This is a genomic window from Kitasatospora sp. NPDC056138 (assembly GCF_042264695.1).
Lineage (GTDB): Bacteria > Actinomycetota > Actinomycetes > Streptomycetales > Streptomycetaceae > Kitasatospora.
Genome location: NZ_JBHJVK010000038.1, coordinates 39,594 through 59,932, shown reverse-complemented (window position 1 = coordinate 59,932; position 20,339 = coordinate 39,594). Strand labels below are relative to the sequence as shown.

General features: G+C 68.9%; 13 protein-coding genes. 9 read left to right on the top strand and 4 right to left on the bottom strand.

The annotated features are described in order from the left end of the window. Positions 1 to 18 precede the first annotated feature (18 nt). Positions 19 to 1,071 (bottom strand): LuxR C-terminal-related transcriptional regulator, encoded by a 1,053-nt coding sequence (locus ACFC1R_RS22645; RefSeq protein ID WP_375941295.1) that lies wholly within the window; start codon positions 1,069 to 1,071, stop codon positions 19 to 21. A gap of 906 nt (positions 1,072 to 1,977) precedes the next feature. Here ACFC1R_RS22645 and ACFC1R_RS22640 point away from each other — a divergent pair. Both ACFC1R_RS22640 and ACFC1R_RS22635 read left to right on the top strand, forming a co-directional pair. Continuing rightward, positions 1,978 to 2,325, top strand: a complete 348-nt coding sequence (locus ACFC1R_RS22640; protein ID WP_375941293.1) for an RNase A-like domain-containing protein — start codon at positions 1,978 to 1,980, stop codon at positions 2,323 to 2,325. An 82-nt stretch (positions 2,326 to 2,407) separates the two neighbouring features. Beyond that, positions 2,408 to 3,067: a hypothetical protein gene (locus tag ACFC1R_RS22635; protein ID WP_375941291.1), complete on the top strand. Its 660-nt coding sequence runs from the start codon at positions 2,408 to 2,410 to the stop codon at positions 3,065 to 3,067. A gap of 234 nt (positions 3,068 to 3,301) precedes the next feature. Here ACFC1R_RS22635 and ACFC1R_RS22630 read toward each other — a convergent pair whose 3' ends face one another. Then, positions 3,302 to 4,504 carry an amidohydrolase family protein gene (locus tag ACFC1R_RS22630; RefSeq protein ID WP_375941289.1) on the bottom strand — a complete coding sequence of 401 codons (1,203 nt, stop codon included), beginning with the start codon at positions 4,502 to 4,504 and terminating at the stop codon, positions 3,302 to 3,304. Positions 4,505 to 4,840: 336 nt separating this feature from the next. Between ACFC1R_RS22630 and ACFC1R_RS22625 the strand changes: the two genes are divergently transcribed. From ACFC1R_RS22625 to ACFC1R_RS22615, 3 genes are all read left to right on the top strand, one after another. Continuing rightward, positions 4,841 to 5,380 (top strand): hypothetical protein, encoded by a 540-nt coding sequence (locus ACFC1R_RS22625; protein WP_375941287.1) that lies wholly within the window; start codon positions 4,841 to 4,843, stop codon positions 5,378 to 5,380. Positions 5,381 to 6,821: 1,441 nt separating this feature from the next. Continuing rightward, positions 6,822 to 7,400: a sigma-70 family RNA polymerase sigma factor gene (locus ACFC1R_RS22620; RefSeq protein ID WP_375941285.1), complete on the top strand. Its 579-nt coding sequence runs from the start codon at positions 6,822 to 6,824 to the stop codon at positions 7,398 to 7,400. Between the two features lie 112 nt (positions 7,401 to 7,512). After that, on the top strand, positions 7,513 to 9,723 hold the full coding sequence (locus ACFC1R_RS22615; protein WP_375941283.1) for an MMPL family transporter: 2,211 nt from the start codon (positions 7,513 to 7,515) through the stop codon (positions 9,721 to 9,723). A 128-nt stretch (positions 9,724 to 9,851) separates the two neighbouring features. Here the strand turns inward: ACFC1R_RS22615 and ACFC1R_RS22610 are convergent, their stop codons facing one another. Next, positions 9,852 to 10,268, bottom strand: coding sequence for a response regulator transcription factor (locus ACFC1R_RS22610; protein ID WP_375941333.1), 417 nt, complete (start codon positions 10,266 to 10,268; stop codon positions 9,852 to 9,854). Between ACFC1R_RS22610 and ACFC1R_RS22605 the strand changes: the two genes are divergently transcribed. Continuing rightward, entirely contained in the window at positions 10,231 to 10,428 is a 198-nt protein-coding gene (locus tag ACFC1R_RS22605; protein ID WP_375941331.1) for a response regulator transcription factor, read from the top strand. The genes ACFC1R_RS22610 and ACFC1R_RS22605 overlap by 38 nt on opposite strands. 162 nt (positions 10,429 to 10,590) lie before the next feature. Next, entirely contained in the window at positions 10,591 to 12,381 is a 1,791-nt protein-coding gene (locus tag ACFC1R_RS22600; RefSeq protein ID WP_375941281.1) for an aminotransferase class V-fold PLP-dependent enzyme, read from the top strand. Between the two features lie 76 nt (positions 12,382 to 12,457). Here the strand turns inward: ACFC1R_RS22600 and ACFC1R_RS22595 are convergent, their stop codons facing one another. Next, positions 12,458 to 15,304 (bottom strand): helix-turn-helix transcriptional regulator, encoded by a 2,847-nt coding sequence (locus tag ACFC1R_RS22595; protein ID WP_375941279.1) that lies wholly within the window; start codon positions 15,302 to 15,304, stop codon positions 12,458 to 12,460. Positions 15,305 to 15,513: 209 nt separating this feature from the next. Between ACFC1R_RS22595 and ACFC1R_RS22590 the strand changes: the two genes are divergently transcribed. After that, a complete protein-coding gene (locus tag ACFC1R_RS22590; RefSeq protein WP_375941277.1) occupies positions 15,514 to 18,306 on the top strand; it encodes an AAA family ATPase in 2,793 nt (930 codons plus the stop codon). 204 nt (positions 18,307 to 18,510) lie between these two features. After that, positions 18,511 to 19,821: a threonine/serine exporter ThrE family protein gene (locus ACFC1R_RS22585; protein WP_375941275.1), complete on the top strand. Its 1,311-nt coding sequence runs from the start codon at positions 18,511 to 18,513 to the stop codon at positions 19,819 to 19,821. Positions 19,822 to 20,339 lie beyond the last annotated feature (518 nt).

Sequence of the window (20,339 nt, the reverse complement as noted above, 5' to 3'; positions counted from 1 at the left end):
ACTGCGGCACAGTGCGGCTCACGCGGAGCTTCGCTCACCGCCGATTCCGGGCCGAAGGTCCTTTCGGGGATCGGGCTTCGGCAGGGGTATCGGAGAGTCCAGCATCCCGGCCCGGACGAGTTTGGCCCCGGCCTCGAACCGGGTCTGGACGCCCAGATCCTGCAGAAGTTTCGAAATCGCCCGACTGAAGGTCCTTTTGGAGATGCCCAGCTGGCGCGCTATGGCGTCGTCCTTCATCCCGATCGCCAGCATGCGTGCGATCGTCTGACCTTGGGGGCCCAGGGGCTCTTCTGGCGCGGCGTCCGGGAAACACTCGTCGAGCGGCAGTGACATGGCCCAGTGATGCGCAAATATCGTGTGCAGGCTCCTGGATATTTCCTCGCTCTGGACAGCGAATGCCCCACGCGAGGTGTCCTGGGGATCAAGTGGCAGGATCGCGAGGTCCTGGTCGATCAGGATCATCCGGAGCGGCAGGTAGTCGGAGACCCGAATATCCGCACCGTGGTGAGCGACCTCCGTCAGGTAGTCGCGCATGTAGGCGACCTCGGTGAGGTGACGGGCGTAGAGGCCCTGGACCTTGACGCCCTGGGTGAGGACCTCCATGTCGCGCAAGAGCATGTCGTCCACGTATTCCAGGGGAGGAACACCACCGGGATGCATGGCGAGCTCCTGGGTCAGGATCCCGTCGAGGCGGTCCTCGAGGTAGGAATGGATCTTGGACGGGGTCGGCAGCATCTCGACGTGCACGCTCCCGCCGGCCGTTCCGGGCAGCGGGAACTCGCGGAGGAGGGAATTCACCCGCTGCCGGTGATCGGCCAGCTGTTGGTGCCAGACCCCGGTCAGATCCTCCTCCAGGGCCAGCAGGCGGGACAACGCGGCGTCGGGCCGGACGGCCGAGTAGCCGCTCGGATCGGTCGGGGACGGGACGAGCAGCCCGAGATCGAGCAGCCGCTCCAGGGCCGCTTCGACGTCGAGGATTTGCGTATTCATCTCCTCGGATATCGCGGCAGGGGCCCAGGAGAGACGGCGGTCCGCTGTTCGATACAGCATGCGGGCCAGCGTTTCCACCATCCCACCGTGGGGCTCCATGCGCACCATCCCCCTGTCGAGTTGAGTGATCCGAATGTCGCAACCAATCGAACGATACGCCCCGAGCGGTCGACCTGCAGTGAAATCCCTTGCAAATGGCCGGGTTTGCCACCGTTCGACGCCCAATGCGTTGCAGACGTGACATTATGACGCTGCGACATATGTCAGGGGTTTCCATTGGGCCTGAACGGTTGATGCCGGAGCCGTTCGACCGGTGGCGGCTGGACAGCTTCGACAGGTCGGGTTGTGAGGCACGCGCAGGGCGGCGGCTCGACCAACGCCGTGAGGGCCGCGCGGGAGCGGATCCGGCCGCAGGCACTCAGCCGCTTCGAGTTGGCCCGGACGTCGGCGGACGCTGCGCTTGGCTGGCACTGCGGGGACGTTCCTCCGCCGTGAGAAACCGCGTGACCCTCGCGTTGCGCCACGAGGTGACAGTGCTGCAGCACCAGGTCGGGCGGCCGCTGATGTCGTGGGCGGACCATGCGGTGCTCGCGGCACTCGTGCGACAGCTGCCCACCGCACTGGGCCGGCAGCGGCTCGTCACCCCGGCGCCCTGCCGGCCTGGCACCGCAAACCGGTCCGCTGGAAGTGGCGCCGGCTGCCGACCCAGCCAGGCCGGCCACCACTGTCCGACGAACTCACCGCGCTCATCCATCGCCTCGCCACGGAGAATCCGACCTGGGATCCGTCGGGATCCAGCGCGAACTACCTGCACACCAGCGACCAGCTGCGTGCAGAGGACGGCACGCTCCACCTCATCCGCGGCCTCCGCGACCGCGCCTACCTTGCGCCGCAGACGGTCTACGACCTGACGGTTGACGATCTGCACACCTTCTACGTGCGTACCGCCGACCGCAGGACCTGCTGGTCCACAACTGCCTTGACATCGTGGCCGACGAGGGAGACAAGCACGGTGCCCACACCCTCAAGGACCACGTCCTCAGCGACGCGGACGCACAGACGAGGGCAGACGACATCGGAACGGCGACCAAGTGGAAGGACCAGGACACCGCAGTCCGGGCTGTCGGCAAGGCATACCAGCAGTGGATCGCAAAGCCCGCCAACCTGAAGAGGTTGGAGAGTTGGATGGCGCAACAGTCCAAGCGCGGAGGTGCCTTCGACCCACGTCTGACCTGCTCCCGATCACCTGGGAGGTCAGAGACGAGGGCCAACTCGGTAGCGTGTTCACGAAGGGCGGCCCCACCGGGGGCACGCCGACCGGGAGTACCGTGCTGATCTTCCTGAAGTACGTCGGAAAGAGCCACAAGCCGACAAAGTTCGTTGTCTACACGGCGTACCCGAAGTAAGGACTGTATCGATGACCAAACCGCATGATGCCTACTTCGAGGACTTCGGACTCAGCGGGCTGACCAAGTACTTCCGCCATCCCGTGGCCCGGAACACGGCGGCAGGCCTCGACCTCGCCGGTACGCTGACGGAGCGGTACGGTCCGGTTTACGTCCAGGACATCCTGACGGATATTCAGCGACTAGCTCCCCTGCCGGACGAGGTACTCAACACCCTCTGGCTGGCGGCGACAGAGGCGTACGTCGACCCGGTGAGCGAGGGATACGACATCCGAACCTGGCTAGGTCGGATCGCGGACATCTGCGTCACCCGGATCCGCCAGAACGACCCCTCCCTCATATCCGCTGCCCCGGCCCCCGAGCCGGACCCTGACCTGAGGGAGGCCGTCCTAGCAGAGATCCGGGAAACCGCACCAGCGCTGACGGAGAAAGCCGTAACCAGCATCTACGCCGCACCCCTGCCGGACGTGACACCGGCACTCGAGCGGGCGGTCACCGAGGTCGACCCCGACCTCGGGTTCCGGCTCTACCTGCGGGCCCTGAAAGCGTACTTCGTACCCATCAGCGAGGCCCGATACGACCGATTCATTTCACTCGGCGAGCGGTTCGGCTACCACGAGCTCGTCGTCGACGACGGAAACCTCAACATCTGGTCGGACCTCGTGGACTGATCGCGGCACGAAAGAACCGAGGCCGCGTGTCCGGTTCCTAGCGACCGTCCGCGGTCCTAGCGGGCTCATGGCGTCACGGGATACAGGGCCGACATCGCTTCAGCGCGATGATCCGGAAGTCCTGTGCACCGAATATGCATTCGCCCGGGACCAGTCGGCGACTGCCGGCACTGGTCCCGGGCGTGCGTGGGTCCTGGTTGGTCAGCCTCTACAGGGCGAGCAGAGCTGACGCGCTCACGAGCCGTCGACTGCTCCGTTGCCGTACGGACGTCCTGCTGCCATGACGAGACGTGTGGCGTGCAGGGCGCTCAGGTCACGCAGCGGGTCGCCGTCAACGACGAGCAGGTCGGCGCGGTAGCCGGCGGCGAGCCGCCCGGTGTCAGCGTCGATTCCGAGGGCGCGGGCGGCGTCGGTGGTGGCCATGTCGATGACGCGGTCCAGGGAGAGGCCCAGGTGTTCATAGAGCTCGAGAGCGCCCACGAAGCCGTCGAACACGGAGCCCGGCACCCCGGCATCCGTTCCGACCACCAGGCGGACCCCTTGTTCGGCCATCCACCGTATCTGGCCGAACAGTTGCTCGGCCCGCTCGGTTCCGAAGTACTCGGCGAAGCGCCGCCAGTTGTGGCTGGCCGCCGGGCAGACGTGGATCTCCTTGGCGGCGATGTCGGCGACCACGTCGGCGCGCAGCTCGAAGCCTCCGTCGACCATCCAGGTGCAGTGCTCGATGGTGTCCACTCCGGCGGCGACCGCGGCGGCGATACCGTCCGCGCCATGGGCGTGGGCCGCGACCGGCAGACCGGCCCGGCGGGCCTCCGCCACCACCGCGTGCAGTTCCTCGGTGGTGAACTGGGACTGCCAGGTTGCCGCCCCGCCCTTGGTCAGGCTGCCCCCCGTGGCCATGACCTTGATCACGTCGGCGCCGCTCGCGGCGTTGCGCCTCACCCGGTCCCGGATGGCCTCCTCTCCGGACACCTCGCCTCCGAGGAACCAGCAGTGTCCGCCGGGCGGGGTGAGGGGGGCCGTCGCCGCCAGGATCCGCGGACCAGGCAACACTCCCGCCGCGATGGCGTCACGCAGACGCACCGAGAGCCCACCCCGGTCGCCCAGGTCCCGCACCGTGGTCACACCCGCGGCCAGAGCCTGCTGCGCCCGGCCGGCCATGCCGAGTAGCAGACTCGTGTTGTCTGCCTCCTGCAACGAAGTTATCGGGTCCGGCCCGGCGTCGAAGGCTAGATGGACGTGGCAGTTGATCAGGCCCGGGAGGACGGTGCCTTCGGGGAAGGACGCCCTCCGCACGCCGTCGGGGGCGACCTGTTCGACCTCGTCGCGTGTCCCGACCGCAGCGATGGAACCTCCGCTGACGAGTACGGCCCCATCGTCCACGCATTCGCCACCAGGGCCCGTGAGCACCCGCCCGGCTGAGATCAACAGCTCCATCATCCGTCTCCTTGATCCAATCGTGTTTGTCTGCCACGAACCGAGTGCCGCCCCCGAGCCGACGACCCGGCTCTGACCTGTGGATGCAATGTGCCCACCGAGACGGGGCGCTGAACGGCGTCGGGGTGGACCGGCCCGCCATCGAGTCGTCATCCGGGCCGCGCACCTGCGGGCAGGTGTGGGGCTCACCGGGCACAGATGCGACGTGCTAGGCGGATCTCACCGCATCTGCCAGTGCCACGAGTTGTCGTACGTCGGCGTCAAGGTCGTCGCCGAGCGGTATCGCTATCGGAACCGCCGTCGAAGTTGTCGAGCCGCCTGACGCGTAGGTTTGGAGTGCCGTTCGCAGGTGCTCGGCCAGCGTCGCCGGCGAGGGAGGGGCGGCAGATCCTGCACCGCTACGCGGCCTGGCACCTGATCCGCCGGATTCGCCGCCGAAGCCGCGGCTACGACATCACGCACACCCAGCTCAACGTCGTACGTGCGCACCTACGAGCCGCTGTCTATCTCCTGGACTGGCTCACGGACCAGAACCTGACCCTGGCCAGCTGCCGCCAAAACGACCTCGGACACTGGATGACCCACGACGAGATCCAACTCCGAAGAGAAGCAAGCCACTTCGTGCGCTGGGCGCTCCCTCACAAGATCGCCCGTGACCTCAGCTTCCCAGCTGTGAAGTGGAACGGACCGTCCCAGGCGATGGACGACGACGCCCGCTGGGCCACCGCCCGCCGCCTGCTGCACGACGACACCATCCGGACCGAAAACCGCCTGGCCGGCCTGCTGTTGCTTCTCTATGCCCAGTGGCCAGCGGCGATTACGTCATCTCGTTCTTCATCGACAACGAGAGGGACGACCCACGACAGCCCACCCTGACCATCGGATACAACACCGAAGCTCAGTTCTGAAGCAGCATCGCGGCCGCCTCCGACGAGGCGGAAGCCCGCTGGAACTACGCCTTCTGGCTCCAGAACGAGCTCACCGTCATCGGCGACCTCACCCGCGACCCCGACGGAGCCGCAGCACGCCACCAGTGGATCAGCGAACTCGGACTTTGGTACGACGAGCCCACCCGCCCCGAGGACTGGATCACAACTGTCGGGCCGACCGCCGCACTGATCGAGGCCAACTTCAACCAGGCATGCGTCCGGCACGCGCGCAACCTCCACAACGATGGCGTCATCGAGAGCACGATCGGCAAGCCAGTGCCCGTGATCCTCCACGAGCTGGAGTACTACGAGGGGATCGCCCGCCGGACCGCGGCCGCCAACCCGCCCGGACTCGCCGACGAGTTCACGGTGTGGGTCCGCACCGGCTGAGGCATTCAGGAAGTTCCAATACCCGACTCCACCATCACACCCCGACCTCCGCTCGATCGAGCTGGCAGGGCAGGCGCTGAGCACGTACCTCACGGCCGGGCGTGAGACCGCTGGTCCCCAAGGGCGCCGGTACACGGCACCTCCGACTGGTCAGGTGAAGACCCGCACCAACGAGAAGAAGCCCGCTGACCTGGATACCTCCAGATCGGCGGGCTTCCGACATTTCTGTCGGGACGACAGGATTTGAACCTGCAACCCCGTGACCCCCAGCGGCCGAAAGGGTGTGACGGTCCGTCCACTCAGTCCAGAACCCGCAGGTCAGGGCCTGTCACGTTTCGCCGCCCATGACGCCTTGTACCACCCCATGACACGCGATCCGTGAGAGGCGCGTGAGGGGCAGTGAACAGCCAAGGCTTCGAGAGTGATTTGCCTCACAGCCCTATTGCAGGACTCACTCAGACTGACTGAACGCCCTCTTCGTTTCGCCAAGTCCGTTGACAGTCCTACGCCCGAGTCCCCTTGTCCTCCATCGAGGAAAGCCAGGGCGAGGTGGCCACCCGGTCCACCGCGGCCCGGTTCGGCCCTGACGGGTCCACGCCCACCGCGACCCATCGGATCATCGCCGGCACTTCCGCACCGCGTCGTCCGGCCCCGCCCTCAGGCTATGCCGCTCACCAAACGAGCACCCGCCCACCTGACCCTGGCGACAGGCCTGCCGCGTCGCCCGGCGCCGCGCCCGACTCGGCCTGAGTGCGCGGATGCGCCAGCTATCCGCCAGTCGGCGCAAAAGCACAGGTCAGATGGCTTGTGCCGGGGAGTCGCCGGGTGCTGCCGGCGTAGCCGATGTCAAGCCGGACCGCCCCGGCCTTGTCCCCACCTGCCTACCGACCGACTGCCCAGGCGTGCCTGGCTGGCGGATGTTTCCCTCTTTCCCGCCATGCAAACCTCGATCGTCGGCACGACCGGCACAACTCCCTGATCGACGCGCGAGGACCTTCATGAGAACGCTCACCCACAACAGGCCCACGCGGGTGAACGGTTCCCCGGCCGTCCGGGCCCGGATGCCCGAGGTCGCGTTCCGCCGACTGAGCGCCATGCACCGCCCCGCGGTCCTCTCCTTCCTCGCCAAGCGCACCTTCGGGGATCCGCAGCTGGCCGAGGACCTCACGCAGGAGACCTTCCTCCGCGCGTTGCACCATCCCGAGGTGCTGTCGTCCGACCACCAGAGCGCGCTGCCGTGGCTCTACCGGGTGGCCGGGAACCTGCTCATCGATCACCTGCGCTCGCGCCGGTACCGGCCCGTCGAGGTCGGCTTCGACGCCCCCGACACGCTCTTCGACGAGAGCGCGGCCACGAACGAGATCGACCTGCTCCTGACGACCTGGTCGGTTCGCTCGGCGCTGGCGTCCCTGAGCGATCAGCACCGCGCCGTGGTCACGCAGGTCTTCTTCGAGGACCGCTCCATCAACGCCACCGCCGAGATCCTCGGCGTACCTCCCGGCACCGTCAAATCCCGCTACCACTACGCGCTCCGCTCGCTTCGGACGACCCTGCGAGAGCACCGGTCGGTCGCATAGCCGACCCGACGCGATGCGTGCGGCCCTCCGGCGGACATCGGGGACGCACACCACCACGACGAGAACCACGCCTGCCCACACCCGCTTTCGGCTGCCCCCACGGAGGCCCCGCATGACCACGACCGACCACCCGCACGCCCCGCACCACGACCCGGTGCGCCACCCTCCCCGCCCGACGGAGGGCGGGCGTGAGAGCCGTCGTCCCGAACGAAGCGGACCATCGGGCCTCCTGGGCCGTCTCGGTCTCTGGGCTGCCGACCGCCTGCGGCTGGTCGCCGTACTCTGGCTCGTCGTGGTCGCCGGGCTCGGCGCCTTCGCCCCGCAGGTGACCTCCGCACTGGCCGGCGCGGGCTGGCAGGCCAACGGCTCGGAGTCGGTCCGCGTCCGCGAGCTCGCTCAGCAGCACTTCGACGGCAACGCCTCCTCGGCCCTTCAGATCGTCATCGCCGCTGACCGACCGGTGACCGACCCCGCCGTTCAGCAGGTCGTCGATCAGGCGGTGGCGCTGCTGAAGACCGACCCGCGCATCGGCGAGGTGGTGCCGCCCCAACCCGGCGCCACGATCAGCCCCGACGGGCGCACCGCGGTCGTGCTGGCCGGCGCGAAGGCCGACACCAACGCCATGGTCCGTGCGGCGGACGACCTCAAGGGTCCGCTCGGGGCGCTGTCCGGAGGTGGCGTCCAGGTGAGCGCCACGGGCGCCTCCGTCCTGTGGAGCGACTTCAACGCCGCCAACCACGACGCGATGATGCAGTCGGAGATGTTGTCGTGGCCGGTGACCCTCGCGATCCTGGTGCTGGCTTTCGGCTCGCTGGTCGCCGCCGGGCTCCCGCTGCTGCTGACCATGGCGGGACTGGCGGCCTCCGCGGGTGCGCTGGTGCTGCTCAACCACCTGACACCGACGTCCATCTGGGCGATGAACTTCGCGATGATGTTCGCCCTCGCCCTGGGCATCGACTACGCCCTGTTCATCGTCGTGCGGTTCCGTGGGGCGCTCGCCCGACACGGCGCCGCCCGGCACGCCGTCGGCGAGACCATGGACACCGCCGGCAAGGCCGTCGCGCTGTCCGGCGCCACCGTCCTGGTCAGCCTTTCCGCGGTTCTGCTCGTCCCGTCACCCGCGTTCCGGTCCATGGCGCTGGGCATCATGATCGCGGTCGCGTTCGTTCTGGCCGCGACCCTGACGCTGTTGCCGGCGGTCCTCGGAAGCCTCGGCCTCCGGGTCAACGCCGCGCCCCTGCCGTTCACCCGTCCCGCGGACCCCGCCGGCTCGCCCCGCTTCTCCCGCTGGGCCGAACGTCTGTGGGCACACCCCCTGCGGTACGGCGTCCCCGCCCTGATCGCCCTGCTGGCACTCGCCCTGCCGGTGATCGGGCTGCGGACCGCCATGCCGTCCGTCACCGTCATCCCCGCAGACTCCTCCGCGCGGACGGGCTACGTCGCGGTTCAGCAGGCGTTCGGCCCCGGTGCTCCCGGCGCCCTCCAGATCGTGACGCCGATCTCCCAGGCCGAGACCGCCGCCGCGGTCCTCAAGAACAACCCCGGGATCGCGGCTGTGATGCCGGCGACGAACGCGGCCGACCGTTCCGACCTCGCGCTCATCCAGGCCGTCCCGGCCGCCGACCCCGCGGACCCCACCCTGAGGACGACCGTCGCCGAACTGCGCGGGCACCTGCCCCAGCAGACGCTGGTCGGCGGCGCCGCGGTCGAGAACCTCGACCTGCAGGACGTCCTGAACGCCAAGACCCCCCTGGTCGTCGGGGTCATCCTGGCGCTCGGATTCGTCCTGCTCCTGCTCGCCCTGCAAGCCCCACTGGTCGCGCTGATCGGCACCGTCACCAACCTGCTCGCCACCACGGCCGCCTTCGGCGCCGCCCGTCTCGTCTTCCAGGACGGGCACGGGGCAGGACTGCTCGGTTTCACCCCGCAGGGCTTCCTCGACGGGTGGGCGCCGGTCTTCTTCTTCGCCATGATCTTCGCGATCGCGATGGACTACACCGTCTTCCTCCTCGCCTCGGCCAAGGGGCACTACGAGCGCAGCGGCGACCCCCGCACGGCCATGGTCGCCTCGCTGACCCACTCGGGCCGGGTCGTCTTCGCGGCCGCCGCCGTCATGGTCGCCGTGTTCTTCACCTTCGCCCTCTCCGGCCCGCTGCCCCCGAAGGAGATGGGCATCGTCCTGGGCCTGGCCGTCCTGCTCGACGCCGCCCTCGTCCGGCTGGTCCTGCTGCCCGTCCTGCTCCGGCTGACCGGCCGTGCCGCATGGTGGACCCCGGCCTGGCTCGGCAGGATCCTGCCGACCCTCCGGTTCTCCCACAACTGACGCGGGTCGGGACCGCAGCCGAGACCCGGCGGGACCGGAAGCGGGACAGGAAGACGATCCCGCCGGTCTTGCACGGTGCGCGCCGATCCATCCCCCGAAAGGGACGGATCGGCGCGCAGCCGCGCTGCTCACCGGGGCTGTCGCGACGTCGCCGCCACGGCAAGCCCCACCCGCGAGGACCCGCCGAGCTTCGCCATGATGCGCGACACGTGCACCTGAACCGTCCGGCGGGACATGTACAGCCGCTCGGAGATCTGCGGGTTGGAGCAGCCTTCCGCGATCACGGCCAGCACGGTGCGCTCGGTCGCGCTCAGGGCCTCCCAGCCCGTCTCACTCCTGGCGACCGTCCGTCGGTTCCTGACGGTGATCCCTGCCGCCCGCAGGCGCTGCCGGGTGCGGCGGGCGTCCCACGAGGCGCCGAGTGCGCGATAGCCGTCGACGGCTTCGGCCGCGGCGGCGGCGGCTCGGCCCGACAAGCCGGCGCGGGCCGCCTCCGGCTGGCAGAGCCTGACACCGGCGGAGCTGCGCGTCGCCCGGGGGATCACCGACGGCGGCTCCAATCCGGAGATCGCCGCCGAGTTGATGCTCTCCACCCGGACGGTCCAGACGCACGTCTCGCACATCCTCGCCAAGTTCTCCTTCCGGTCGCGGGTCGAGATCGCCGCCGAGGCCGCCCGGCAGAGCCGTGTTGGCCAGGAGGCCTGACGAGCGCGGGGAAACACGCCGTACGCGGCGCCCGTGACCAGCGTCACGTTGAACCTTCGGTCGAACACCGTCGTAAGGCTTTGCGTGGAAAAGAGCACTGTCATCACGGCCCTCAGGAAACCGTTCGGGCTGATCGGCCGGTCCCGCCGGAACGAGCCGGGCATGCGTCAGGACGCCTCGGACGGGAGCAAGGCGACCGGACGCACGGCCGCTGACCGGTCAGACGCAGAGGCAACGTCGCGCGCTGCCACGGCGCGGCTGGCCCGGATCCGGCGCGGCCTCATCGGTGACGGCGACGTACTGCCGGGCCCCTACGGGCCGCGGCGCATCACCTACGCCGACTACACGGCCTCCGGGCGTTCGCTGGACTTCATCGAGGACTGGCTCCGCGCGACGGTCCTCCCCCAGTACGCCAACACCCACACGGAGAGCTCCGCCACCGGTCTGCAGACATCCAGCCTGCGCGAGGAGGCCCGCGAGCTCATCCACCGCGCGGTCGGCGGCACCGACGACCACGTCGTGCTCTTCTGCGGTTCGGGAACCACAGCCGCGGTGAACAAGCTCGTCGGCCTTCTGGAGCTGCAGAGCCCGGTCGGGCTGGCCGAACAGCACGGTCCGGCGCACGCCATAGCAGCGGATCAGCGGCCGGTCGTCTTCGTCGGCCCCTACGAACACCACTCGAACGAACTGCCCTGGCGGGAATCGATCGCCGATGTCGTGGTCATCAAGATGGATTCGAACGGCCAGATCGACGAGGACGATCTGCGTACCCAACTCGGCCGCTACGCGGACCGGCCACTACGCATCGGCAGCTTCTCGGCAGCCTCCAACGTGACCGGCATCCTCACCGACACCGACCGCATCGCCTCCCTGTTGCACGCTCACGGAGCCCTGTCCTTCTGGGACTTCGCGACGGCGGGGCCGTACGTGCCGATCCGTGTCGCCGAGTCGGCACCGGGCCGCATCGATCACAAGGACGCCGTCTTCCTGTCGCCCCACAAGTTCGTCGGAGGCCCGCAGTCTCCGGGAGTGCTCATCGTTCGGCGGAGCCTGGTCCGCAATCGGGTACCCACCATGCCGGGCGGCGGCACCGTGGCCTTCGTGGATCCCCAGCATCAGTACTACCTCGACGACGTGGTCGCCCGGGAAGAAGGCGGCACGCCGGCCATCGTCGAGTCGATCCGCGCCGGCCTCGCCTTCGGGGTCAAGGAGATGGTCGGTACCGAGCTGATCCACGCCAGGGAGGAGCGATCCTGGAACGCGGTCCTGGCCCGCTGGCAGAACAACCCGAACATCGTCATCCTCGGCACCACCCACGTGCCACGCCTGCCGATCGTCTCGTTCCTGATCCGACACGGCGACCGCTATCTTCACCACAACTTCGTGGTCGCACTGCTCAACGACCTGTTCGGCATCCAGGCCCGCGGCGGCTGCTCCTGCGCCGGCCCGTACGGGCACCGTCTGCTGAGGATCGACGACGACCATTCGGCGGCACTGCGCGACGAGATCGTCACACACGGCCACGAAGGCATCAAGCCCGGCTGGACGCGAGTCAGCTTTCCGTACTTCATGTCCGACACGGTCCGGGACTTCATCATCGACGCGGTCGATTTCATAGCCACGGACGGTCATCGCCTGCTTCCCGACTACCGCTTCACTCCGGGCGCCGGCCTCTGGCGCCACGAGGGCGGCCCGGTGGAACCCCCGTTGAGCCTCGCCGACTTCCGCTTCTACACCCTGGACGGCCCCGACTGGAACCGCGCCGACAGACCGGCCCGCCACGGCGAGAAGTCCCTGGCGGGCTACCTCGCCCACGCACGTCGCCTCGTCGCCGAACGTCCGAGCGGTGTTGCCGAAGGCCACCTCGACCTGCCTGAAGGCTTCGAGGCCCTCCGTCACTTCGCCATTGCCGAGGCATGCTTGCAGCCACACCCCGATGGCACGGATTCGTGAGCCGATACCCGACTCGTCCGCACCACCCAGCTGACTCGGTACCGGGGACAACTCACCCACGCTCGGGGGCTCCGAGTCATCCTCCCCCTTCGGTGAGCCCTCGCCTCGCGGCTTCGCCGGCGATCTCCACCCTTGATCTGAACGAGAGCTTGGCCAGGATGTGCGAGACATGGCTCTGGACGGTGCGGGCGGAAAGCAGCATTTCGGCGGCAATCTCCGGATTGGATCGGCCGACGGCGACCAGGTTGGCGACCCGCAGCTCGGTCGCTGTCAGGCTGGCCCAGCCGGAGGTTGCCCTTACCCGGGGGCCACGGGCCCCTTGCCGAATCCCACGGGCGCGCAGCCTTGCTCGGGCACGCCGGGCGTCCCAGAGCGCACCAAGACCCGTGTACGCGGCCACGGCATCGTCCAGCCGGCGCTTGGCTTCGATCGGCGATCCTTGGGAGGCCAGCAGCTCCGCCGCATCCTCCAGCGCGTTGGCCTGCCGCAACGGGCGGGAGGACGACGCGTAGTAGTCCGCGGCGGCGACGAGTGCGGCAGAGTCACCTGCCAGAAGGCCGGCGCAGTGCAGGGCCGCGTGGTGCCGGTAAGCGGTACTCGGCTCGGTCGGGCCTGGCGGCCGGACCGCCGCGGCAGCTTCGGCCGTAGCGCGATCGCCGATCGCCAGGGCCAGCCGCACAATGATCGGAAGCCAGTCGCAGGGGTCCTCCAGGACAGCCGCGATCTTCGGGTCGAGGACGGGACGCAGCGCCGCGAGCGCCTGTTCCGCGAGCCCGGATCGTTCGGCGGCGACGGAGCGTGCCATCAGCAACCACTGTGCGGCCTCATGGCCGGCCGGAGCTTCCGGACGGTGATCGCGCATCAGGTGCAACTGCGCCTCGCAGGTTGCTCTGTCGTCGCGATGGGCAGCCACCAGCGCGGTCAGGCCGCGCGACAGTACAGCCGCGTGTTCGTACACGTTCTCATTCAGGCGATCAAGCTCGACCAGTGCGTCATCCCACTGCCCCGTCCTGAAGCGGTGGGCGGCGATGGCTGCGGTCGCCCCCGGGTCCGGGGCCGCCAGCCGGTCGCTGACCCGACGGATCTCCGTGATTTCCTGTTCGGCTTCAACGAGCCGGTCCAGGGCGCCCGTGATCATGACCCGTTCGGTCCGGATCAACCGCTCGATCCGTGGATGGGTACCGTCTGCGCAAAGCGCCAGTCCCCGTGTGCTGAGCTCCAGTGCAGCAGCAAGGTTGCCGTCGTGGACCCGAGCCATCACCACCTGCATCCAGCGTGCGTAGGCCAGGGCGAAGCTCTCCCCGGAGCGTTCACCGCTGATCACAGCCTGGGCGGCTGCTTCGATTGCCTCGACGGGCCGGTCTGACCAGAACAGATGGAAAGCGCTCTCGGCAAGCAGTCGAGCCGAACAGCGCTCGCTCATGCCATCGATCCTGGTAGCGGCGGTGACGACTTCGGCCGCGTCATGCAACCCGCCACCGCTCAGGGCCTGCGCGTGGAGTGCACGAGCGAGCAGCCACGACGCTTCGGCTGCGTCGTCAGGCTCGATGGAGCCTTCGGCCAGAACTTCTCGCGCAAGCGCCTCGGCCTCTTCGGGCCTGGCCGAGGCGATGAGCGCCTCGACTGTACGCAGCCGCAGGGCCGTGAGGTCCACTGCCGGCAATCTCACGGCGACGGCACGCGCCAGCAACCCCACTGCGACCGTGGGCGAACGATCGACCAGCTCCCGGGCATGGCCCGCTGTCCAACCGACCGCCCACGCATCGCTGCCCGCATCGTCGGCTTGGAGTAGTTGCGACGCCACCTGCTCAAGTGGCGCGCCGGTCCGGGCCAGCGCCTCAGCCACCTGCTTGTGCAGAACCCCGCGTAGCGCAGCTGGGATGCTGTCCGCGAACGCCAGCCAGATCAGATGGTGCCGAAAGCTCAGCCGCTCGCCCGCAGGAACGAGCACACCCGCAGCCAGGGCTTCGTCCACGATGGGTAGAAGACCGACCAGCGGCCGGCCTGACACGGTCGAAAGGTCCGTGAGCTGGAACTCGGGCCCCAGCACAGCCGCGACTCCGAGCATCTCGCGAAGCTCTGCGGAGAGGTGCTGGATGCGATCGGTGATCGTCGCTCCCAGTGACAGGTCATGGCGCCCCGGGCCGACCTCAAGCCCGTGCGGGCCCGTTGCCAGAGCGCCGTTCTCACGGAGCAGCGCCAGCAACTCGGTGACGTGAAGGGGATTTCCACCAGCCCGGCCCAGCTCCCGCAGCAGGGACGGGGCAGCAGGACCGGTCAGCTGGTTGTTGGCGAGCGCCATCACCGCATGGTCGGACAGCGGCCCAAGACGGATGGTCAGGCCGTTGCCGCGTTCCAGTCCGCGAAGGACGGCACTCACCTCACCCTCGCCCGCACCGGAGCGCACAGCCGCTGCCATGACCAGCGGCAACTGCTTCGCTTGGCGTGCCAGTCGTATCCAGAGCGCCGCTGACATCTCGTCCGCCCACTGGAGGTCATCCAGGACCAGGAGCACCGGACCCCCGGCGCATTGGCGCTCCACTGCCTGGAACAGTCGTTCTGCCACGGCCGGCACCGGATCCGCCATCGCGTCGGCGCTGTGCTGTCGCAGCGCTGCCACGGCCGCTCGATACTCCTGGCGCAACTGGCCGGCGGATGAACTGCCGGTCCTGAGCAGCTCCAGGAACGGCCACAGCGGGAACTGCTGCTCGATTTCACTTGCCGAGCCCCGGAGCACCGTGAAACCCGCCCGCTCGGCTTGATCAGCGCATGCCGTCAGAAGCGCGGACTTCCCGATCCCGGCCTCCCCGCACACCACCACTGCTCGGCCGGAACCAGTCAGAGCTGTCGACAACACCATGCCGAGCTGGGCTGACTCGGCCGCCCGGCCGACCAGAGTTGCTGCCGACCTGCTGATTCCCATCCCGAGAAGGTACCTCACCGGCTGTAGCGGGGGTGCGCTGTGCCAGCGACGGACGGCCGGGGTAGCATCGCGCGTTCTGACCCGATTTGCCGTCTAGGGGACTGGGCGCCCGCCGGGTGCCGTATTCGGGCCGCTGCAGGGATCGCCTGCCGGGGCGGCTCATGGCGAGCTCCGTGATGGTCGGATGACAGGAAGACAACGGAGACTTGATGGCGACTACTCTGCGTGGCCGTGACGGCGAGCAGGCCCGGTTGGATCTGCTGGTTCAACAGGTGGCCGCAGGGCAGGGCCGGGCGATGGTGCTCCGGGGGGAGCCCGGGATCGGGAAGTCCGCCATGCTCGACGTGGCCGAGGCCTTCTGCCGCAGGGCAGGGATCTCCGTGCTGCGCGGGCAGGCCAGTGAGATGGATCACTGGCTGCCGTTCGCCGCGCTGAGTGATTGCCTCGGTACGGACACAGCGGAGCGTCCGGGTCTTGCACGGATCCGGAGTCTGCTGCGAGGTGACGAGCGGGTAGGCACGCTGGCCGGAGCCGCCGGCCAGGAGTTCTTGATTGCCGAGGCGATCCTCTCTTCGCTGGACGACTGGTGCTCGGCGGGGCCGGTCGCGCTGTTGGTGGACGACGTGCACTGGGCGGACACGGCGAGTCTGGCCGTCATCCACCGCCTCGTCAGGGCGCTGGATCAGCTGCCGCTTCTCGTGCTGCTGACCAGCCGTCCGGTTCCGGAACCCAGTCCGGGCAGTCGGCTCCTGGTGAGTCTGGAGGAGCACGAGGTTCCGACCGTCACGCTCGGGCCCCTGGACGAGGACAAGGTTGCCGAGCTAGTCGCGGAGCTCACGGGCGCTTGCCCGGGGGACCGTCTCCGAGACCTGGTGGCGGGCGCGGCAGGCAATCCGCTCTACGTGATCGAGCTGATCTCGGCACTGTCCGGTACCGACCGCCTCGATGCCGGGGGTCCGATCGAGGAGGTCGACGGCGGGGACTCATTGGTGCCGGGCTCGCTCAACGCGGCGATATTTCAGCGGCTCGGGTCCCTCAACGCCGGCACCCGCGAGATGCTGAGAATCGTTGCACTACTCGGCCGCGCCTTCAGCGCGGCAGAGATGACCGCTGTCCTCCAGCGCCCGGTGACCGAGTTGCTGGCACCGGTGGCAGAGGCGATCACGGCGGGCGTGTTGGAGGAACGCGGCGGTCTGCTGGCGTTCCGGCACGACCTGATCCGCCGAGCTGTGGTGCAGAGCTACTCACATGCCGTCCGTACGGCCCTGCACCAGCAGATCGGTGTCGCACTGGCTGCGATGAACGCTCCCGTCGAGCGTGTCGCCGAGCATCTTCTGGAAACCTCGCAGCTCGGCGAACGGGACGTGGAGTGGCTGCGCGGCGCGCTGGATTCGCTGGTGATCCGCGCGCCGAGACTTGCTGTTGAGCTGTTGCGCCGCGCACGGGACCGCTCGGCGTCGGACGAACTGGACTTCGAGCTCGTCCGCGCCCTGCTGTGGGCCGGACAACTTCCCGAGGCCGAGCAGGCCGCTCACCTACTCCTCACCCGGCCGTTGCCGGTCGAACAGGAGGGAGTGGCGCGATGGTGGCTCGCCCAGGCAGTCCTGCAGCAAGGGCGAGTACTGGAGACGGTGGCGGTCGTCCGCGCGGCAGCGGAACTGGAGGGCGTTCCGCTTGCGCAAGTCGCACGGTTCCATGCGCTTGAGGCACAGGCGCTGCATCTCATGGTTCGGCTGGACGAGGCCGAGTGCGCTGCCAGCCTCGCTGTGAGTGGCGGACGGCAGAGCGGCGATGCCTACGCGACCGCGTACGGTCTCACCACGCGCTCGGCCGTCCTGCTGGTCACGAGACGTGTCGAAGAGGCCCTCGATCTCGTCGATGAGGCGTTCGTCGCACTGGGCGGCCGCGAGACCCAGCCCGATGTCCAGCTCTCCCCGCATCTGGCACGTGGATACTGTCTGGCCGACCTCGATCGGGCGACCGAGGCGTACGAGGACTTCCGTGAAGGTGTCCGCCAGAGCGAGCGAGCCGGGGGAGCCTTCCTGACGTGGCATCAGTCTGCCATCGCCAACCTCGAGTTCCTGCGCGGAAACTGGGACGACGCGCTGACCGCGATCCAGACCGGCCTGGACGCAAGTGACCCCCTCGACGTCGGGCCCGACCTCCGGGCACTGGGCGCGATGATCAACATCCGCAGAGGCCAGTGGACGGAGCACACCGAGTTCGTCAGTACCGCACCGCTGGATCTCCGGGCGTACTCGTACACGGAGTATCTCCACTGGTGGGCACGGGCCATGGCCCGTGACGCGGACGGTGATTCGGAGGGCGCCTTCCACCTGCTCGAGACGCTCCTGTGGGAGTCGGACCGCCTGACGAACCTGGTGACGCTCGACCACCTCTTCCCGGACGCCGCGCGGCTCGCCTTCTGCCTGGGGCGCGCGGACCGGCTCGCGGCGCTCGAAGCATCCGCGCGCGAGATCGCCGCCTTCCAGCCCAGCCCGAACAAGCGCGGGACTGCGGCTCTCTGCCGCGGGCTCGCTGAAGCGGACTGCTCGCTGCTGACCGAATCCGCCGACGCCTACCAAACTGCGGGCCGCCCGCTGTTCATGGCCTTTGCTCAGGAAAACGAAGCTGTGCTTCGAGCCCGTGCAGGCCGTCTGAACCAAGCCCGTACTCTCCTGTCCCAAGCCGTGCAGACCTATGTCACGCTCGGTGCTGACTGGGACGCCCGCAGGGCGGAAGACCGGCTTTCGCGCGAAGGGCTCAAGCTCGAAAGTCGAAGAGCACCGACCAAAGCAGCGACCGGTTGGGACGCTCTGACAACGACGGAGCGACTCGTCCTGTCGATGGTCGCCGAAGGCTGTTCGAATCCACAAATAGCCGAGCGACTGTACGTTTCCCGCCGGACAGCGCAGACCCACGTGTCGCGTGTCATGGCCAAACTCGGAAAGTCTTCGCGCGCCGAACTCGCCGTGGCGGCAATGTTGCGAACGGAGGCGTGAGGCCACCGAGCACCGGGAAAATCCGCGCGTGATCGTGCGCCGAGACGCACATCACGTTGAACCTTTTGCCGGAACTGCTCGTAAGGCCTCCCGTGAGCTCGCTGAACCAGTGGGTCGATCTGTGACCAGGGACCGGCAGAGCGCCGAAAACGTATTCCAGCTGCTCCAGCGGCTGCTCGACGAGAACACGATCCGATGACCACCATGCACGAGCCCCTGACCGTCCGCGGGTTCGCCCGCCGTACCACCCCGGCACACGAGGACGCCGGCGAACTTCTGCTACTCGCCCTGCGCACCGGCGAACTGCTGCTGGCCGGCGGCGCGCCGGCGGCCGACGTCGTGGCGACGACGACCGCGATGGCGGCAGCCCTGGGACTGCACGGCTGCACGGCGGACGTCACCGCCGGCTCCCTCACGCTGTCCTACCGCAGCGGGCCGCGAGCGCTACCCCTGACCGAGATCCGGGTTGTGCGCAGCGCTGCCCTTGACTACTCGCGCATCGATGCCGTCCACCACCTCGTCGAACTGGTCGGGCGGGGCGCCCTGGATGTCCACGGCGCGCGGTCCCGCCTGGCGCAGATCGAGGCTGCCCGACCGGCCCACCCCGCCTGGCAGGTCACCTTGGCCTGGGCGGCCCTGGGCGGCTTCTTCACCGTGATGCTGGGCGGTGGGCCGACTGCGTTCGCCGCGGCCGCCGCAGTGGCCGCCTTCATCGATCGCGCCAACCAGCACCTGTCGCACCGCGGCGTGCCCGGCTTCCACCAGGTGGTCCTGGGGGGAGCCGTGGCCACCGCCACCGCGACGGCGCTCTTCCTCATCGACGCGACCACCCAGGCACCGCTCGTCGTCGCGGGCGGAATCGCGATGCTGTTGCCGGGTCTGGCTTTCGTCAGCGGAGTGCAGGACGCCATAGCCGGGTACCTGGTCACCGCCGCAGCACGCGCCCTGGAAGTGGCGATGACCGTCGCCGCGATCGTCGCTGGAGTGGGAGCGGTCCTCTACACGGCGGTGCGCTCCGGGCTGCGGGCCCCACAGGTCCAGCCGGGAGACTTCGCCCTGCACGGCTGGGCCGCGCTCCTCCTGGAGGTCCCGGCCGCGATGATGGTCTGCGTCTGCCTCGCCTTCTGCCTCCAGGCGACCCGGTGGAACCTGCTCACCGCAGGCCTGGCCGGCGCCCTGGCCTGGACCGTCTACCTGGTGCTCTGGCAGGAGTGCCGCTTCCCGCCGCCACTGGCCGCAGCGGTCGCGGCCACCCTCGTCGGCCTCGGCACCCAGGCCCTCGCACACCGCACCGATACCCCGGCCCTGCTGCTCACCGTCGCGGGCATCGCACCGCTCGCCCCCGGTTACACCATCTACCAGGGCATGCTCTGCCTCAGCCACGGCCAACTCGCCCTCGGCCTGCTGACCATCGGCCAAGCCGCGGCCATCGGCCTGGCCATCGCAGGTGGCCTCACACTCGGTTACACCACCGCCGACCAGCTCGCCCCCAGACCCGCACACCGGCACTCGTGAACACCCACAAGCCGTGATCCGAGTGGAAGACCGTGCCTGCGGACGCATATCGCCGATGCCGCCTGCCCTTGACCAGCCTGTCGGTGGTCGCGTCCGAGGACGCTCCGGGATCGCTGGAACAACTGACCGACGCGCCTGACCCGCGTGATCGACGCGGCCGGCCACCGCTCCGCGAGCCGCTCACTCCCGCGGAACTCTCGCCACTCGTACGTGTGAGACTCACCTGCCCCTTCCTCTGCCCCTCTCGCTCCCAAGATGACTACATGAAGCTCGGGGCTGTCGGCAGCGGCCCAATCGATTGGGAGCCGCTCGGAGCCCGCCCGGCGAGCACTCGCCGGGCACCGGTCGCGCGCGGAGGGGTACCCGCTTGCGCAGCAGGCAGACACTTGACGCCGCGTCAGAAGCATCGCAGCCCCGTCGCGCCGCCCCTTCCATCGGGGCAGCTGTAGCTGCCCCGGTCGCCGCCCAACGCGCTCGGCACTTGGGCAGCCGCCGGGCCCGCCGGCGCGCACTTGATC